The organism is Allosphingosinicella sp., assembly GCF_036403745.1.
In the GTDB taxonomy this organism is placed as follows: Bacteria; Pseudomonadota; Alphaproteobacteria; order Sphingomonadales; family Sphingomonadaceae; genus Allosphingosinicella.
In genome coordinates this window covers 1-14268 of record NZ_DASWQI010000047.1, presented here as the reverse complement: position 1 = coordinate 14268, position 14268 = coordinate 1, and the positions used below count along the sequence as shown (strand labels likewise).

At 67.8% G+C, this 14268-nt stretch carries 11 protein-coding genes; 7 read left to right on the top strand and 4 right to left on the bottom strand.

Going from position 1 to position 14268, the window contains the following annotated elements; all coding sequences use genetic code 11:
- Both mfd and VGC56_RS08765 read left to right on the top strand, forming a co-directional pair.
- A partial coding sequence (gene mfd / locus VGC56_RS08770) for a transcription-repair coupling factor (RefSeq protein WP_464124514.1) occupies positions 1-2168 on the top strand: 2168 nt, incomplete at its 5' end.
- Positions 2169-2209: 41 nt separating this feature from the next.
- Entirely contained in the window at positions 2210-3475 is a 1266-nt protein-coding gene (locus tag VGC56_RS08765) for a class I SAM-dependent methyltransferase (RefSeq protein ID WP_464124516.1), read from the top strand.
- Between the two features lie 89 nt (positions 3476-3564).
- On the opposite strand, the gene VGC56_RS08760 is transcribed toward VGC56_RS08765, so the two are convergent.
- Complete coding sequence (locus VGC56_RS08760) at positions 3565-4278, bottom strand: SDR family NAD(P)-dependent oxidoreductase (protein WP_464124513.1); 714 nt, start codon at positions 4276-4278, stop codon at positions 3565-3567.
- Positions 4279-4408: 130 nt separating this feature from the next.
- Positions 4409-5866, bottom strand: a complete 1458-nt coding sequence (purF, locus tag VGC56_RS08755) for an amidophosphoribosyltransferase (RefSeq protein ID WP_464124512.1) — start codon at positions 5864-5866, stop codon at positions 4409-4411.
- Positions 5867-6047: 181 nt separating this feature from the next.
- Between purF and VGC56_RS08750 the strand changes: the two genes are divergently transcribed.
- The 4 genes from VGC56_RS08750 to VGC56_RS08735 all read left to right on the top strand — a co-directional run bounded on the left by VGC56_RS08750 (position 6048) and on the right by VGC56_RS08735 (position 9525).
- Positions 6048-6566 (top strand): hypothetical protein, encoded by a 519-nt coding sequence (locus tag VGC56_RS08750; protein WP_464124511.1) that lies wholly within the window; start codon positions 6048-6050, stop codon positions 6564-6566.
- A gap of 57 nt (positions 6567-6623) precedes the next feature.
- Positions 6624-7046, top strand: a complete 423-nt coding sequence (locus VGC56_RS08745; protein ID WP_464124510.1) for a MerR family transcriptional regulator — start codon at positions 6624-6626, stop codon at positions 7044-7046.
- Between the two features lie 11 nt (positions 7047-7057).
- On the top strand, positions 7058-8884 hold the full coding sequence (locus VGC56_RS08740) for an acyl-CoA dehydrogenase C-terminal domain-containing protein (RefSeq protein WP_464124509.1): 1827 nt from the start codon (positions 7058-7060) through the stop codon (positions 8882-8884).
- Positions 8885-9093: 209 nt separating this feature from the next.
- Positions 9094-9525: a hypothetical protein gene (locus VGC56_RS08735; protein WP_464124508.1), complete on the top strand. Its 432-nt coding sequence runs from the start codon at positions 9094-9096 to the stop codon at positions 9523-9525.
- Positions 9526-9550: 25 nt separating this feature from the next.
- Here the strand turns inward: VGC56_RS08735 and VGC56_RS08730 are convergent, their stop codons facing one another.
- Both VGC56_RS08730 and VGC56_RS08725 read right to left on the bottom strand, forming a co-directional pair.
- Entirely contained in the window at positions 9551-10270 is a 720-nt protein-coding gene (locus tag VGC56_RS08730; RefSeq protein ID WP_464124515.1) for an EAL domain-containing protein, read from the bottom strand.
- 378 nt (positions 10271-10648) lie between these two features.
- Positions 10649-13030, bottom strand: coding sequence for a bifunctional diguanylate cyclase/phosphodiesterase (locus VGC56_RS08725; RefSeq protein ID WP_464124507.1), 2382 nt, complete (start codon positions 13028-13030; stop codon positions 10649-10651).
- 178 nt (positions 13031-13208) lie between these two features.
- Between VGC56_RS08725 and VGC56_RS08720 the strand changes: the two genes are divergently transcribed.
- The coding region (locus tag VGC56_RS08720) for a sodium:calcium antiporter (protein ID WP_464124506.1) at positions 13209-14268 on the top strand (1060 nt) is incomplete at its 3' end.

Sequence of the window (14268 nt, the reverse complement as noted above, 5' to 3'; positions counted from 1 at the left end):
AGGCCAGGGGAGGATCTGTCGCCCTCCTCGTCCTTCCGCTCGACCACGGCTTCACCACGCCCGACATCGCCGTCCTCACCGAGCAGGACATGCTCGGCGACCGGCTGGTGCGCCGCCGCAAGCGGCGCAAGTCGGCCGACGCCTTCCTCCAGGAGCTGGCGACGCTCAGCCCCGGCGACCTCGTCGTCCATGCCGATCACGGCATCGGCCGCTACGAAGGCCTGACCCAGATCCCGGTCGGCACCAGCCCTCACGATTGCGTTGCGCTCGAATATGCGGGCGGCGACAAGCTCTACGTGCCGGTCGAGAATATCGACATCCTCACCCGCTACGGCAGCGGCGAGGACGGCGTCGCGCTCGACAAACTCGGCGGAGAGGCCTGGCAGCGCCGCAAGTCGCGCATGAAGGAGCGGATCCGCGAGATTGCGGGCGAGCTCATCAAGACCGCCGCCGAACGCGCACTCCGCCCCGGCGCCGTGATCGAGCCCGACACCAGCTACGCCGCCTTTGCCGACCGCTTCCCCTACGAGGAGACCGAGGACCAGGATCGCGCCATCGCCGACGTCTTCGCCGACCTCGAGGCCGGCAAGCCGATGGACCGGCTGGTCTGCGGTGACGTCGGCTTCGGCAAGACCGAAGTCGCGCTCCGGGCCGCCTTCACCGCCGCCATGGCTGGCCATCAGGTCGCCTTGGTCTGCCCGACGACGCTGCTTGCCCGCCAGCATTACAACACTTTCGCCGAGCGCTTCCGCGGCTTCCCGATCGAGATCGGCCGCCTGTCGCGCCTTGTGCCGCCCAAGGAGGCGAAGGCGACGAAGGAGCGGCTGAAGGACGGCAAGCTCGACATCGTCATCGGCACCCATGCGGTGCTGGCCAAGGGTGTCGAATTCAAGAAGCTCGGCCTCGTCATCGTCGACGAGGAACAGCGCTTCGGCGTCACCCATAAGGAGCGGCTAAAGGGGCTTAGGGCGGACGTCCACGTCCTCACCCTCACCGCGACGCCGATCCCGCGCACCCTGCAGATGGCGATGTCGGGCTTGCGCGAGCTGAGCGTCATCCAGACCCCGCCGGTCGACCGCTTGGCTGTGCGCACCTACGTCATGCCCTGGGACCCGGTGGTGCTGCGCGAGGCGCTGCTGCGCGAACATTATCGCGGCGGCCAGACCTATTTCGTCGCCCCGCGAGTCGCCGACCTCCCCGACCTCGAGCAGTTCCTGCGCGACGAGGTGCCGGAAGTCCGCGCCGTTACCGCGCATGGCCAGATGGGCGCCAACGAGGTCGAGGAGAAGATGTCCGCCTTCTACGACCGCAAATACGATGTCCTGCTCTCAACGACGATCGTCGAATCGGGCCTCGACATCCCGTCGGCGAACACCCTCATCATCCACCGCGCGGACCGCTTCGGCCTCGCCCAGCTCTACCAGCTGCGGGGCCGCGTCGGGCGCGCCAAGACCCGTGCCTACGCTTACTTCACCACGCCTGAGAGCCGCACCGTCACCGAGGCCGCCGACAAGCGCCTGCAGGTCCTCGCCAACCTCGAATCGCTCGGCGCCGGCTTCCAGCTCGCCAGCCACGACCTCGACATACGCGGGGCCGGGAACCTGCTCGGGGACGAGCAATCCGGCCACATCAAGGAGGTCGGATTCGAGCTCTACCAGTCGATGCTGGAAGAGGCGATCCTCGACGCCAAGTCGGGCGGCCTCAGCACCCGCGCCGAGGATTTCTCGCCGCAGATCACCGTCGACGCCCCGATCATGATCCCGGACGAATATGTCCCCGACCTCGACCTGCGCATGGGCCTGTACCGCCGCATGAACGAGCTCGAGACGCCGGCCGAGATCGAGCCCTTCGCCGCCGAGATGATCGACCGCTTCGGCAAGATCCCCGACGAGACGGACAACCTCCTGAAGATCATCGAAGTGAAGATGAACTGCCGCATCGCGCAGGTGGTGAAGCTCGACGTCGGCCCCAAGGGGGCGCTGGTCCACTTCCACAACGACAGCTTCCCGGACCTGCCGGGCCTGTTGAACTACGTCCAGCGCCTCAAGGGCACGGCGAAGCTCAGGCCCGATTCGAAGCTCGTCATCCAGCGGCCCTGGCCCGATCCCAAAAGCCGCATCAACGGCGCGGTCCAGCTCTCGCGCGGGCTCGCCCGCATCCTCGGCTAAGGCGGCGGGGGAGGGCGCTTGCCAGCCCGCCCCCAGCCTCTATCAAGCGGCGGGTGAGCGTCAGGGGCCGTCATCTCGTCTCCGCCGACCGCGTCTTCGCGACCGGCGCAGGGCTGTTCGGGCGGCTGCTCGGCGGCAGCTTCCGCCCCGTGCTGGACCGGATCGATGCAGGTCTGAAGCAGGGCGCGATCGATGCAACCCTTCCCGACGGCAGCCGGCGCCGGCTCGGCGGCCGCGCGCCGGGGCCGGAGCCGGCCGTCCGGCTGCACAGCTGGAATGCGATCGTCCGCCTGGTCACGTCCGGCTCCGTCGGCTGGTACAAGGCGTGGGAGTTGGGCGAATGGTCCAGCCCCGACCCCGTCCCCCTCTTCGCCTTGTTCATGCTCAACGGCGAGAGCCTCGGCGACACCGCCCGCTCGAAGGGCCTGTTCCGCGCCGTCAACCGCCTCGCCCACCGCCTTCGCGACAATGGCAAGGCGCGGGCCCGGTCCAACATCGCCCACCATTACGACCTCGGCAACGATTTCTACCGCGCCTGGCTGGACCCCTCGATGACCTATTCGAGCGCCGTCTTCGCCGCCGAGGGCGAGTCGCTGGAGGCGGCGCAGGCGCGCAAGATCCGGCTGCTCCTAGACCGGCTCCAGCTGAAGCCGGGCGACCGCCTGCTCGATATCGGCTGCGGCTGGGGCGCGCTCGCCGAGATCGCCGCGCGGGAGTACGGCGCCCACGTCGTCGGCATCACCCTCTCGGAGGAGCAGAAGGCCTTCGCCGACGCCCGCATGGCGGCGGCCGGTCTGGCCGACACGGTCGAGATACGCCTCCAGGACTATCGCGACGTCGAGGAGCCGTTCGACGCCCTCGCCAGCGTCGAAATGGCCGAGGCGGTCGGCGAAGCTTACTGGCCCGTCTACCTCGCCAGCGTCGCGCGGGTGCTGAAGCCCGGCGGCAGGGCCGCGCTCCAGCTCATTTCGATCCGTGAGGCTTTGTTCGAGGGCTATGCGGCCAATGCGGACTTCATCCAGACCTACATCTTCCCCGGCGGCATGCTTGTCAGCGAAGACCGCTTCGCCGCCCTCGCTGCGGAAGCCGGCCTCAGCTGGGAAGAGCGCAAGGGCTTCGGCCTCGACTATGCCGAGACGTTGAAGCGCTGGCGTGCTTCCTACGACGCAGCCGTTGCGGAAGGGCGGCTTCCGGCAGGGTTCGACGAAGCCTTCCACCGGCTGTGGCGCTACTATCTCATGTACTGCGAAGGCGGCTTCCGCGGCGGCGGCATCGACGTCGCGCAGGTCACGCTGGTGAAGGGCTAACGTCATCCCGGCGAAAGCCGGGATCTCGTGGGGTGAAGGGTAGCGGCGCCTTTTCCGGATGGAGATCCCGGCTTTCGCCGGGATGACGGTTACTTGCCGAGTTCCAGCCTGAACCCCGTCTCGAAGTCCGTCCGCAGCATCTCGACCACCGCGTCCGCCACCGCGGTCGGCGGCTTCAGCGTCTCCTGGTCCTCGCCCGGAAAAGCCTTCCCGCGCATCTTCGTTGCCGTCGCGCCGGGATCGAGGATCGCGACCTTCACCGGCGCTAGGTTTTTCACCTCCTCGGCATAAGCGAGGGTCAGCGTTTCCAGCGCCGCCTTGGACGCTCCGTAGGCGCCCCAATAAGCGCGGGGCTGGCGGCCGACGCTGGAGGTCACGGCGATCACCCGGCCCGCTTCGCTCTTGCGCAGCAGCGGGTCGAAATTGGCGATCAGGGCCTGGTTGGCGAGAACATTGAGTGTGAGCAGTCGGTTGAACTCCTTGCCGTCGATCTGCGCCACCGGCGTCAGCGCGCCCAGCATCGCCGCGTTCAGCACCAGCACGTCCAGCGTCCCCCACCGCTCCGCCGCCGCCGACGCCAGGCGGGCGATGCTGTCGCTCTCCGTCAGATCGAGCGGCGCGATCGTCGCGCTGCCCCCGGCGGCATGGATGCGCTCCTCTACCGCTTCGAGCTCGGGTCCCGAGCGGGCGGTGATTACGACATGCGCGCCCGCCGCGGCGAGCGCTTCCGCGGTGGCTGCGCCAATCCCGCGGCTGGCTCCCGTCACCAGCGCAACACGGCCGGCGAGAAACTTCTCTGTCATCTGTACCCCTTCGTCATGCTGAACCTGGTTCAGCATCCAGTTCGGTGAAGGTCGCGTTGCTCGAAACTGGACCCTGAAACAAGTTCAGGGTGACGCCTGGGCTCCCTCAGCCGCCCCTCAGCCGCCCGGCTCAGCCGTAGCGCTCCGCCAGCATCGCCAGCTGGTCGGGCTCCGCCTGGTCCTCATGGTCGGTGAGGCGGGTGGGGTAGGCGCCGGTGAAGCAGGCGTCGCAATATTGCGGCTGCGTCTCCTCGCGCATCTCCTCGCCGAGCGCGCGGTAGAGGCCGTCGATCGAGATGAAGCCCAGCGAGTCGGCGCGGATATATTCGTTCATCTGCGCGACGCTCATCTGCGCGGCGAGCAGCTTCGCCCGCTCAGGCGTGTCGACGCCGTAGAAGCAGGAATGGCGCGTCGGCGGGGAGGCGATGCGCATGTGCACCTCGCGCGCCCCGGCCTCGCGCAGCATCTGGACGATCTTGAGGCTCGTCGTGCCGCGGACGATCGAATCGTCGACCAGCACCAGCCGCTTGCCGGCGATCAGCGCGGAATTGGCGTTGTGCTTCAATTTGACGCCGAGGTGCCGGACCTGGTCGCTCGGCTGGATGAAGGTCCGCCCGACATAGTGGGAGCGGATGATGCCGAGCTCGAATGGGATGCCGCTTTCCTGCGCGTAGCCGATCGCGGCGGGCACGCCGGAGTCGGGGACTGGCACCACGTAATCGGCCTCGACCGGATTCTCCCGCGCCAGCTCCGCGCCGATCGCCTTGCGCACCGAGTAGACCGAGGCGCCGTCGAGCACGCTGTCCGGGCGCGAGAAATAGATATGCTCGAAGATGCAGGGGCGGGGCCGCACGTCGCCGAACGGGCGGTGCGAGCGCAGGCCTTGGTCGGAGACGATGATCAGTTCGCCGGGCTCCACCGAGCGGATGAAGGTCGCGCCGACGACGTCCAGCGCCACCGTTTCGGACGCGAAGATGTAGGCGTCGCCCAATCGGCCCATGACGAGCGGCCGGATGCCGAGCGGGTCGCGGCAGGCGATCATGCCCTCGCTGGTCAGGCAGACGAGCGAATAGGCGCCCTCGACATGCTTCAGCGCATCGATGAACCGGTCGATCAGGGTCCGGTAGGTGGAGGTGGCGACGAGGTGGATGATCACCTCGGTGTCGCTGGTCGACTGGAAGATCGAGCCGCGGCGGTTGAGCTCGCGCCGCAATTTCAGCGCGTTCGAGATGTTGCCGTTATGGGCGACGGCGAAGCCGCCCGACGACAGTTCCGCGAACAGCGGCTGGACGTTGCGCAGCGCCGTCTCGCCGGCGGTCGAGTAGCGGACATGGCCGATTGCCGTCTGGCCGGCGAGGCGGCGGATGATCTCGTCACGGTCGAAATTGCCGGCGACATGGCCCATGGCGCGGTGGGCGTGGAAGTTGCGGCCGTCCCAGCTGGTGATGCCGGCGGCTTCCTGGCCGCGATGCTGGAGGGCGTGGAGGCCCAGAGCGACGACGGCCGAGGCGGTGTCGGCGCCCCAAATCCCGAAGACGCCGCATTCCTCGCGGAGCTTGTCGTCATCGAACGGATGGGTGGTCAGCATGTCCAAAAGCCCCGCGCGCCCGGAAAGGAGGTTCCCCCGGCCGTCCCTATAGGATGGCGCCGCCGGCTTGTCGCCCCGGCGGAACCGATTGATGTGGATAAAGGAACGGTCCGTCCGATAGCGGCGCTTGCCTGAACCGGGGCTGGCTGGCACGGTCCCGTCGCTCAGGCCGGGAGAAGGCATGAAGAAGTCCCTCGTCATCCTCGCCCTCGTCGCCGGCTGCGGCGCCTCCGACCATGGAAATAACCAGGCCGCGACGGCGCCGGTCCAGGGCAGGGCGCCCGCGGCGCCCGCGGTGGCTCCCGTGCCGGCCCGTCCTTCCGACGCGCCGGGTCTCGCCGGCCTCTACCAGAGCGGCAACGCCGCGCAACCGAACCAGCTGTGCATCGCCGACAAGGGCGATTCGACCCAGTTCGGGCTGACCGTATGGGGACCGAACATGGCCGCCTGCTCCGGCGCCGGCCTGGCCAGGATGGAGGGCGGCAAGCTCACCCTCACCATGACCGGCGATTCCGCCTGCGCGATCTCGGCCGAAATGAAGGACGGAAAAGTGGTCCTCCCGACCAAACTTCCCCAGGGCTGCGGTTATTATTGTGGCAAAGGTGCCGCGGTCGCGGGCACCAACTTTGTGCTGAAGGAAGCCGGCGCGGCGGGGGCGGCGAAGGCCAAGGACCCGGCCGGCGATCCGCTCTGCGGGTGACGTGCCGGCGCGCCTCGCCAGCTTGACGTTGACGTGAACGTAAACTAGGCGAAGCCCATGCCCGAGACCGCCCTCCATTCGGACTTCCACGCGCCGGAAGCCGACCCGCGCACCTATACGATCACCGACCTCTGCGAAGAGTTCCAGGTCACGCCCCGGGCGCTGCGCTTCTATGAGGACGAGGGGCTGATCGGCCCGGAGCGCCAGGGCCTCGCCCGCATCTACTCCTGGCGCGATCGTGCGCGCCTCGCCTGGATCCTGCGCGGCAAGCGCGTCGGCTTTTCCCTCGCCGAAATTCGCGAGATGATCGATCTTTACGACCTCGGCGACAACCGCGCCGCGCAGCGCCGCGTCACGCTCGAGAAATGCCGGTCTCGCGTCGACCTGCTCAGGAAGCAGCGCGTCGATATCGACGCGACCATCGCCGAACTCGAAAGCTTCATCGACCTGGTCGGATCGACCGAACCGCCGCACGCCTGAAGAGGATAGCCATGCCCAGCTACACCGCCCCCGTCCGCGAGACTCGCTACGTCCTCGACGCGGTGCTCGGCCTCGAACGCTATTCGAACCTTCCCGGCTTCGAGAATGCCACGCCCGACATGGTCGAGGCGATCCTCACCGAAGGCGGCCGCTTCGCCGCCGAAGTGCTCGCCCCCTTGAATCGCATCGGCGACGAGCATGGCTGCGTCCGCCACGACGACGGCTCGGTCTCCACGCCGCCGGGATTCAAGCAGGCCTGGGACCAGTTCGTCGCCGGCGGCTGGACCACCCTTTCGGCGCCGGAGGAATATGGCGGCCAAGGGCTGCCGCAGGTGATCGCCACGGCGATCAGCGAGTATCTGCTCTCCGCCAACCAGGCGTTCGAAATGTATCACGGCCTCACCGCCGGCGCGATCGCCTCGATCCTCGTCAAGGGCACGGACGAGCAGAAGCAGACCTATGTGCCCAACATGGTCTCCGGCCGCTGGACCGGCACGATGAACCTCACCGAGCCCCATTGCGGCACCGATCTCGGGCTCCTCAAGACCAAGGCCGAGCCGCAGGCCGACGGCTCCTACAAGATCACCGGCACCAAGATCTTCATCTCGTCGGGCGAGCACGATCTGGCCGAGAACATCATCCACCTCGTCCTCGCCAAGATCGCCGGCGCGCCCGATAACGTGAAGGGCATCTCGCTGTTCATCGTGCCCAAGTTCCTCGTCAACGAGGACGGGTCGGTGGGTGCACGCAACGGCGTCGTCTGCGGCTCGATCGAGGAGAAGATGGGCATCCACGGCAATTCGACCTGTCTGCTCAATTACGACGACGCCACCGGCTATCTCGTCGGCGAAGCGGAGAAGGGCCTGGCGGCCATGTTCATCATGATGAACGCCGCCCGCCTCGGCGTCGGCCTGCAGGGCCTGGCGCAGGGCGAGGTCGCCTACCAGAACGCCGTCACCTACGCGAAGGACCGGCGCCAGGGCCGCGCCCTCGTCCCCGGCGAGCGGGATCCCAATGCCAAGGCCGATTCGATCATCGTCCACCCGGACGTGCGGCGCATGCTGATGGAGATGAAGGCGTTCAACGAGGCGGCGCGTGCGCTCGTCCTGTGGGGCGGGCTCCTCGTCGACCTCGGCCGCCGTGCCCAGACCGAGGAGGAGCGCGAGGCCGCCTCCGACCTGCTCGGCCTCCTCACCCCCGTCATCAAGGGCTATCTCACCGACCAGGGCTTCAAGGCCGCGGTCGACGCCCAGCAAATCTATGGCGGCCACGGCTATATCCGCGAATGGGGGATGGAGCAGTTCGTCCGCGACGCCCGCATCGCCCAGATCTACGAAGGCACCAACGGCATCCAGGCCCTCGATCTCGTCGGCCGCAAATTGGGCGCCAATGGCGGCCGCGCCATCCAAGCCTTCTTCAAGATGCTCGCAGAGGAATCTGCCTCCCCATCGCCAGATGGGGAGGGGGACCACCAGAATATTGGTGGAGGGGTAATCGCCGAAGTCTCGACGGCGCTCCAGAAGTCCACCGCCGATCTCCAGACCGCCACCATGTGGCTGATGCAGAACGGCCTCGCCAACCCCAACAATGCGGGCGCCGCGGCCTACCCTTACATGACCCTGCTGGGCGTGGTGTCGCTCGGCCTGATGTGGCTGCGCATGGCCAAGGCCAGCACCGCCGCCCTGGCCGCGGGCGCTGAGGACAAGGCCTTCCACGAAGCCAAGCTCGTCACCGCCCGCTTCTTCGCCAGCCATGTCATGCCGGAGACGGGTTCGCTGCGGCGCAAGATCGAGGCGGGCTCCGAGACGCTGATGGCGCTGCCGGCAGAGGCTTTCTGAGCTTCGTGATCGCAGCGGCTCTCTTGGCGGCGCCAACTGCGCCGCTCGATTGCAGCCGCGTCCGGTCCGAGCCTCAGTTACAACCGTGCGAGCTCGAGCGCGGGGAGCATGACGTTCTGAACAGCGGTAAAAGGCCGCCAGCCGTTGCCCTAGGCCCCGACGCGATTCGATTTTCGACCGAGCCGTCTCTGGGGGGACGCGGGATCATCGTGGAGCTGGCAGCCGGCGACGGTGGTCGCGTGCGCGGGCGGGCTCTGTGGTTCGACGGTCATCCCTATTCAGGATGGGAGTCGCATGGGTCAGCGGTCTTCAGCCTCTCTGTAAGCGAGTATCGCCGCCTTGCCAGCACCGTCGACCGCTCGCTTGCAGCTTATCGGGCGCGCGACACCGACACCGATTATATCTGCACCGATGGCGACGACTCCGTCACCGAGCGGGTTCGAAGAGGTTCGGTCGTGACGCTCACCGGCTCCTGTCCTTACACGGCGAAGGAGCTTCACCCGAACGGCTACATCGGCGCTGCGATGCTGAGCCTCGCATGCCCATACCTCCTCGCTGACGATCCCGATGATCTTCGGCTGCGCCGCAATTGTCGCCGGTGGCGGTGGATTGCGCGTGCAGAGGGTGCTCCCGCGTCCTGATTAATGACGTCAGAGGGCTTCTGAGTCAGACGATCCGGCGCAGTGGCACCACGTTTGGGGCCGGGGCCGGCAGGGGCAGGGCCTCGAAGGCCGGACGTGCGAGGAGGTAGCCTTGGACGTAGCGGATGCCTAGCGAGCGCAGGGTCTCCAGCTCCGCATCGGTCTCGACACCTTCCGCAATGAGCGTCAGCCCGAGCGCGTCGCACATCCGAACCACGCCTTCGACGATCACCCGCCGCGGGAGACTGGCGTCGATGCCGCGGATCAGTTCCATGTCGAGCTTCAGCATGTCCGGCTGGAAGCGGGCGAGGAGGCCGAGGCCGGCATGGCCGGCGCCGAAATCGTCCAGCGCGGTGCCGAAGCCCATCGCCCGGTAGGTGGCGACGATGTTGGCGACGTGGCCGGGGTCCGCCATCTCCTCCTGCTCGGTGAATTCGAAGATGAGGCGGTCGGTGGGTAGGCCCGCCGCAGCGGCGGTCTTGAGGGTCAGCTGAATGCAGGCCTTGGGCGAATAGACGGCGTTGGGCAGGAAGTTGATCGACAGCCGCGCCGGCGTGTCGAGGATGCCTGCGCGCACCGCGGTTTCGATCGCCTTCACCCGGCATTTCTGGTCGAAGGCGTAGCGATTTTCTGGAGTCACTTTCGCCAGCACTTCGGCTGCACCTTCGCGCGCCGGCCCGCGGACCAGCGCCTCGAAGGCGAAGGGGAGGCCGGTCTCCAGGTCGACGATCGGCTGGAAGGCCATCGCGAAATCGAAATCGAGGGCGGCGCCGTCGCGGCAGCCGGTGCAGGGGCGGGGAAGGGCGGTCACGTCTTCGTCTCTCGTTGAGCGGCCATGTCATTTTGCCACGGCAAGCCTAAGAAAAGGTTGGTGAATTCGAAGGCGAAGATTCTTTCGTCCCCCTGACGTGCGGAAGGCGGCCCACCGTCTTGCGCCGCGCCGGTTCCTCGGGCCGCTGGAACCTCTGGAGACGTCGGCTGCTACCGTATCGGCCAGATCTACGAAGGCACGAACGGCATCCAGGCGCTCGATCTCGTCGGGCGCAAGCTGGGCGTCAAGATCGCTGCGCAGCATGATCGAGGCGGCGTCCGAGACGTCGATGGCCCTGCCGGCGGAGGCGTTTCAGCCCAGCTTCCACTGTTGCCGGACATCGGCGCTCCGGTCCATCACCACGCCCTCGAAATGCGCGATCGGATTGGGGCGGCTGATCAGATAGCCCTGGACCTGGTCGCAGCCTTCCGCGCGGAGGGCGTCGAGCTGCTCGCGTGTCTCCACCCCTTCCGCCACCACGGGCATGCCGAGCCCGCGTCCCAGGCCGATCACCGAGCGGATGATGGCGCGCGCCTGGGGGTTGGCGATGTCGCGGATGAAGCTCTGGTCGATCTTCACCTTGTCGAACGGGAACATGCGGAAATAGCTGAGCGACGAATAGCCGGTGCCGAAATCGTCCATCGATATGGTGACGCCGAGCGCCTTCAGCCGCTCGAGGATGGAGATCGCCCGGTCGGGGTCCTTGATCAGGAGCCCCTCGGTCACTTCGAGATCGAGCCGCGCCGGATCGAGGCCGGTTTCCGCGAGAATGCCCTCGACCTCCCCGGCAAGGTCGTTCTGCGCGAACTGGACGGGCGACAGGTTTACGGAAAGCTTCAGCGGAGGCGTCCATCGAGCCGCTTCAGTGCATGCTTCTCGCAACACCCAGGCGCCGAGCTTCAGGATCAGGCCGCTCTCTTCCGCCAGCGGGATGAAAGTGCCGGGGCCAACTTCCCCGAGCCTGGGGTGGGTCCAGCGAAGCAGCGCCTCGAAGCCGAGGATGCGGCCGCTCTCGAGGTCGGCGAGGGGCTGGTAATGGACGCTGAGCTCGCCACGGCCGATCGCCTGCTGGAGATCGGCTTCGAGCTGGCGGCGGCGCCGCAGGGCCTCGTCCATCGCCGCTTCGTAGAATCGCGCCGTGCCACGCGCCTCCGCCTTAGCCCGGTAGAGCGCCATGTCGGCATTCTTGATGAGAGCGTCCGGTTGCGCAGCGTCGGCGGGGAAGAGGGCAACGCCGATGCTGCCGCTGATCCGGATGGTCTCGCTGCCGATCGAGAAAGGCTCGGCAAGCGCAGCGACGACCCGTTCGGCAAGCAGGCCCGCATGCTCGGGCTGCTGCCCCGCGGCCTGAATGATGGCGAATTCGTCGCCTCCCAGTCGGGCGACCAGCTCGTGCTCGCGGACGGCGGCGCGGATCCGCTGCGCCGCCGCGACGAGCAGCGCATCGCCGGCCGGATGTCCGTATATGTCGTTGACGGCCTTGAAGCCGTCGAGATCGATGCAGAGGACCGCAACCGGCTCGGCGGCCTCGGCCGCTTTCTCGATCGTGCGCACGAGGTGCTCGCCGAACACGGCGCGGTTCGGAAGCCCCGTCAGTGCGTCGTGGAACGCCAGGTGGGCGATCCGCTCGGCCGCTTCACGCCGCTCGGAAATGTCGCGGACCGCCAGGATCCGCAGGTCGGCGCCGCGCCATGCGAGTGGACGCAGCAGCAGCTCGACCTCGAGCCCATGGCCATCCGCCCGCATCAGCCGGCACTCCAGCGGCGCGGCTTCCGCGGACATGGACAGCGTCTGCGTGTTTACGTCGATCAGGAGCTCCGAGAGGCGGCCGGGCGCCCCATCGATGCTGTCGTAGCCGGCGAGGCGGAGGAAGCTGCGATTTGCATCGACGATGCGGTCGCCATCGATCACCACCAGCCCTTCGACGGCGGCATCGGCAAAGGTCCGAAGCCGCTGCGCTTCCTCAATGGCGTTACGGGTGAGCTTTCGGTCGAACAGCACCATGAGGAAGCCGATGGCGAGGATCATCACGGCCATTGCGGCGACCGCCACCGTCAGCGTCCCGTCGTCCATCGCCGCCGGCGGCACCGCCACGCGGGGGTCCGGCACGATCGAAGCCGCCGCCATGGCGGTGAAATGCATTCCACAGATCGCCAGGGTGAAGAGGAGCGCCGGCCGCCAGGGCACTAAAGTCGGACGTCGGCGGTGCTCGGCAAGCGCCAAGGCAGAAAAGCCGACGCCGAGCACGATCGAGACGCAAACGAGAGCCGGGTCCCAGACGAACCGCCCCTGAAGGTGCACCGCAGCCATGCCGAGATAATGCATCGTGCTGATGCCCGCGCCGACACACGCGCCGCCGATCAGGGTCGGCTGCAGCCTGCCTCGGAGCGCGGCGGCCCAGCCGCCGCCGGTGATGAGCATTGCTGCCGCGATCGAGAGCGCCGTAAGCTTGAAATCGTAGCCCATCGGGAGCTGCGGCTTGTAGGCGAGCATGGCGATGAAGTGGGTCGCCCATATGCCGGTGCCGGCGACGAAGGCGGCGAGGCCGATCCACGCCCAGCGGCGGATCGTCGCGCGCCGTGCCTGCTCGAAGATCGTGAACGCCGTGAAGGCGGCGAGCAGGCAGATCGCGGCGGCGACCAGCACCAGCCGGAAATCATGCTCTGCCGTGAGGCAGGAATAGACCCGCAGCATTGTCTCTCCCGATCCCGACCTGCTCTTTGCGATGTGGGGGTGAAGATGCCGTTAAGCGTCTCGCGCGGTCGCGCGGCGCTGAGACCGGAAGGAGTGGCAGGCGGCCGGCGGAGGTGTAGGCTCGCCACCGCCGCGTAAAGGCGGCAAAGAGCCCGACAGGCGCGCCCGAGGAGAGCTGATGTTCGACCACCTTCCCGCCGCTGCACAGGCCGGCATCTTCCTCGCCTCGGCCGCGATCATCTGGATCGCGGGAGTCAAGCTTTCGGGCGCCACGGACATCCTCTCCGTCCGCTTCGGCTTCGGCCAGGCCCTGGGCGGGGTCATCCTCCTCGCCATCGCGACCAACCTGCCGGAGGTAGCCATCACCGCCAGTGCGGCGTGGCATGGCGACCTCGGGGTCGCGGTTGGCAACATTCTCGGCGGGATCGCCATCCAGACGGTGGTGCTGGTGCTCCTGGACGCCTTCGGGATGAAGGGGGAGAAGGCGCCGCTCACCTATCGTGCCGCCAGCCTCACCCTCGTCATCGAGGGGCTGCTGGTGATCGCGGTGCTGATCGTCGCAGTGATGGCGACGCAGCTGCCCGCCTCGCTGATCGTTGCCCGCGTCACCCCGGATGCCTTGCTCATCGCTCTGCTCTGGGGCGGGGGCGTGTGGCTGATCGGGCGTGCCAATCGCGGGCTTCCCTGGCACGACACCACCGGCCGCGCGCCCGACACCCAGGAGAAGCCGCGCGGCCATTCGAAGGAGGCGCGCGCGAAGGCGGCCGGGGCGACCGCGGTGCCGGTCCTGATCTTCGCAGGCGGCGCCGTCGCGACCTTGGTCGCCGGCGTCACCATCGAGGAGAGCGGCTCGGCGCTTGCCAGCCGGATCGGGATGAGCGGCGTTGCGTTCGGCGCGACGATCCTCGCCGCCGCGACCTCGCTTCCCGAAGTCTCCACCGGCCTCGCCTCGACGAGGATGAAGGATTACCAGCTTGCGATCAGCGACATCTTCGGCGGCAACGCGTTCCTGCCGGTGCTGTTCCTCCCCGCCACCTTGCTCTCGGGCAAGGCGGTCCTCCCGCACGCGGCCGACACCGACATCTACCTGACCGCCGTCGGCATCGTGCTCACGCTCGTCTACATGGCCGGGCTGATCTTCCGGCCCGCGCGGCGGATCGCGCGCATGGGCGTCGACTCGCTCGTCGTCCTGGCCATCTACGCCGCGGCGCTCGCCGGGCTGTTCGCCATCGCGGGCG

Coding starts and splice junctions, on each gene's coding strand:
- purF (WP_464124512.1), bottom strand. CDS start 5,866: ATGCTGACCACCCATCCGTTCGATGACGACAAGCTCCGCGAGGAATGC.
- VGC56_RS08760 (WP_464124513.1), bottom strand. CDS start 4,278: ATGACAGAGAAGTTTCTCGCCGGCCGTGTTGCGCTGGTGACGGGAGCC.
- VGC56_RS08745 (WP_464124510.1), top strand. CDS start 6,624: ATGCCCGAGACCGCCCTCCATTCGGACTTCCACGCGCCGGAAGCCGAC.
- VGC56_RS08730 (WP_464124515.1), bottom strand. CDS start 10,270: ATGGCCTTCCAGCCGATCGTCGACCTGGAGACCGGCCTCCCCTTCGCC.
- VGC56_RS08740 (WP_464124509.1), top strand. CDS start 7,058: ATGCCCAGCTACACCGCCCCCGTCCGCGAGACTCGCTACGTCCTCGAC.
- VGC56_RS08725 (WP_464124507.1), bottom strand. CDS start 13,030: ATGCTGCGGGTCTATTCCTGCCTCACGGCAGAGCATGATTTCCGGCTG.
- VGC56_RS08750 (WP_464124511.1), top strand. CDS start 6,048: ATGAAGAAGTCCCTCGTCATCCTCGCCCTCGTCGCCGGCTGCGGCGCC.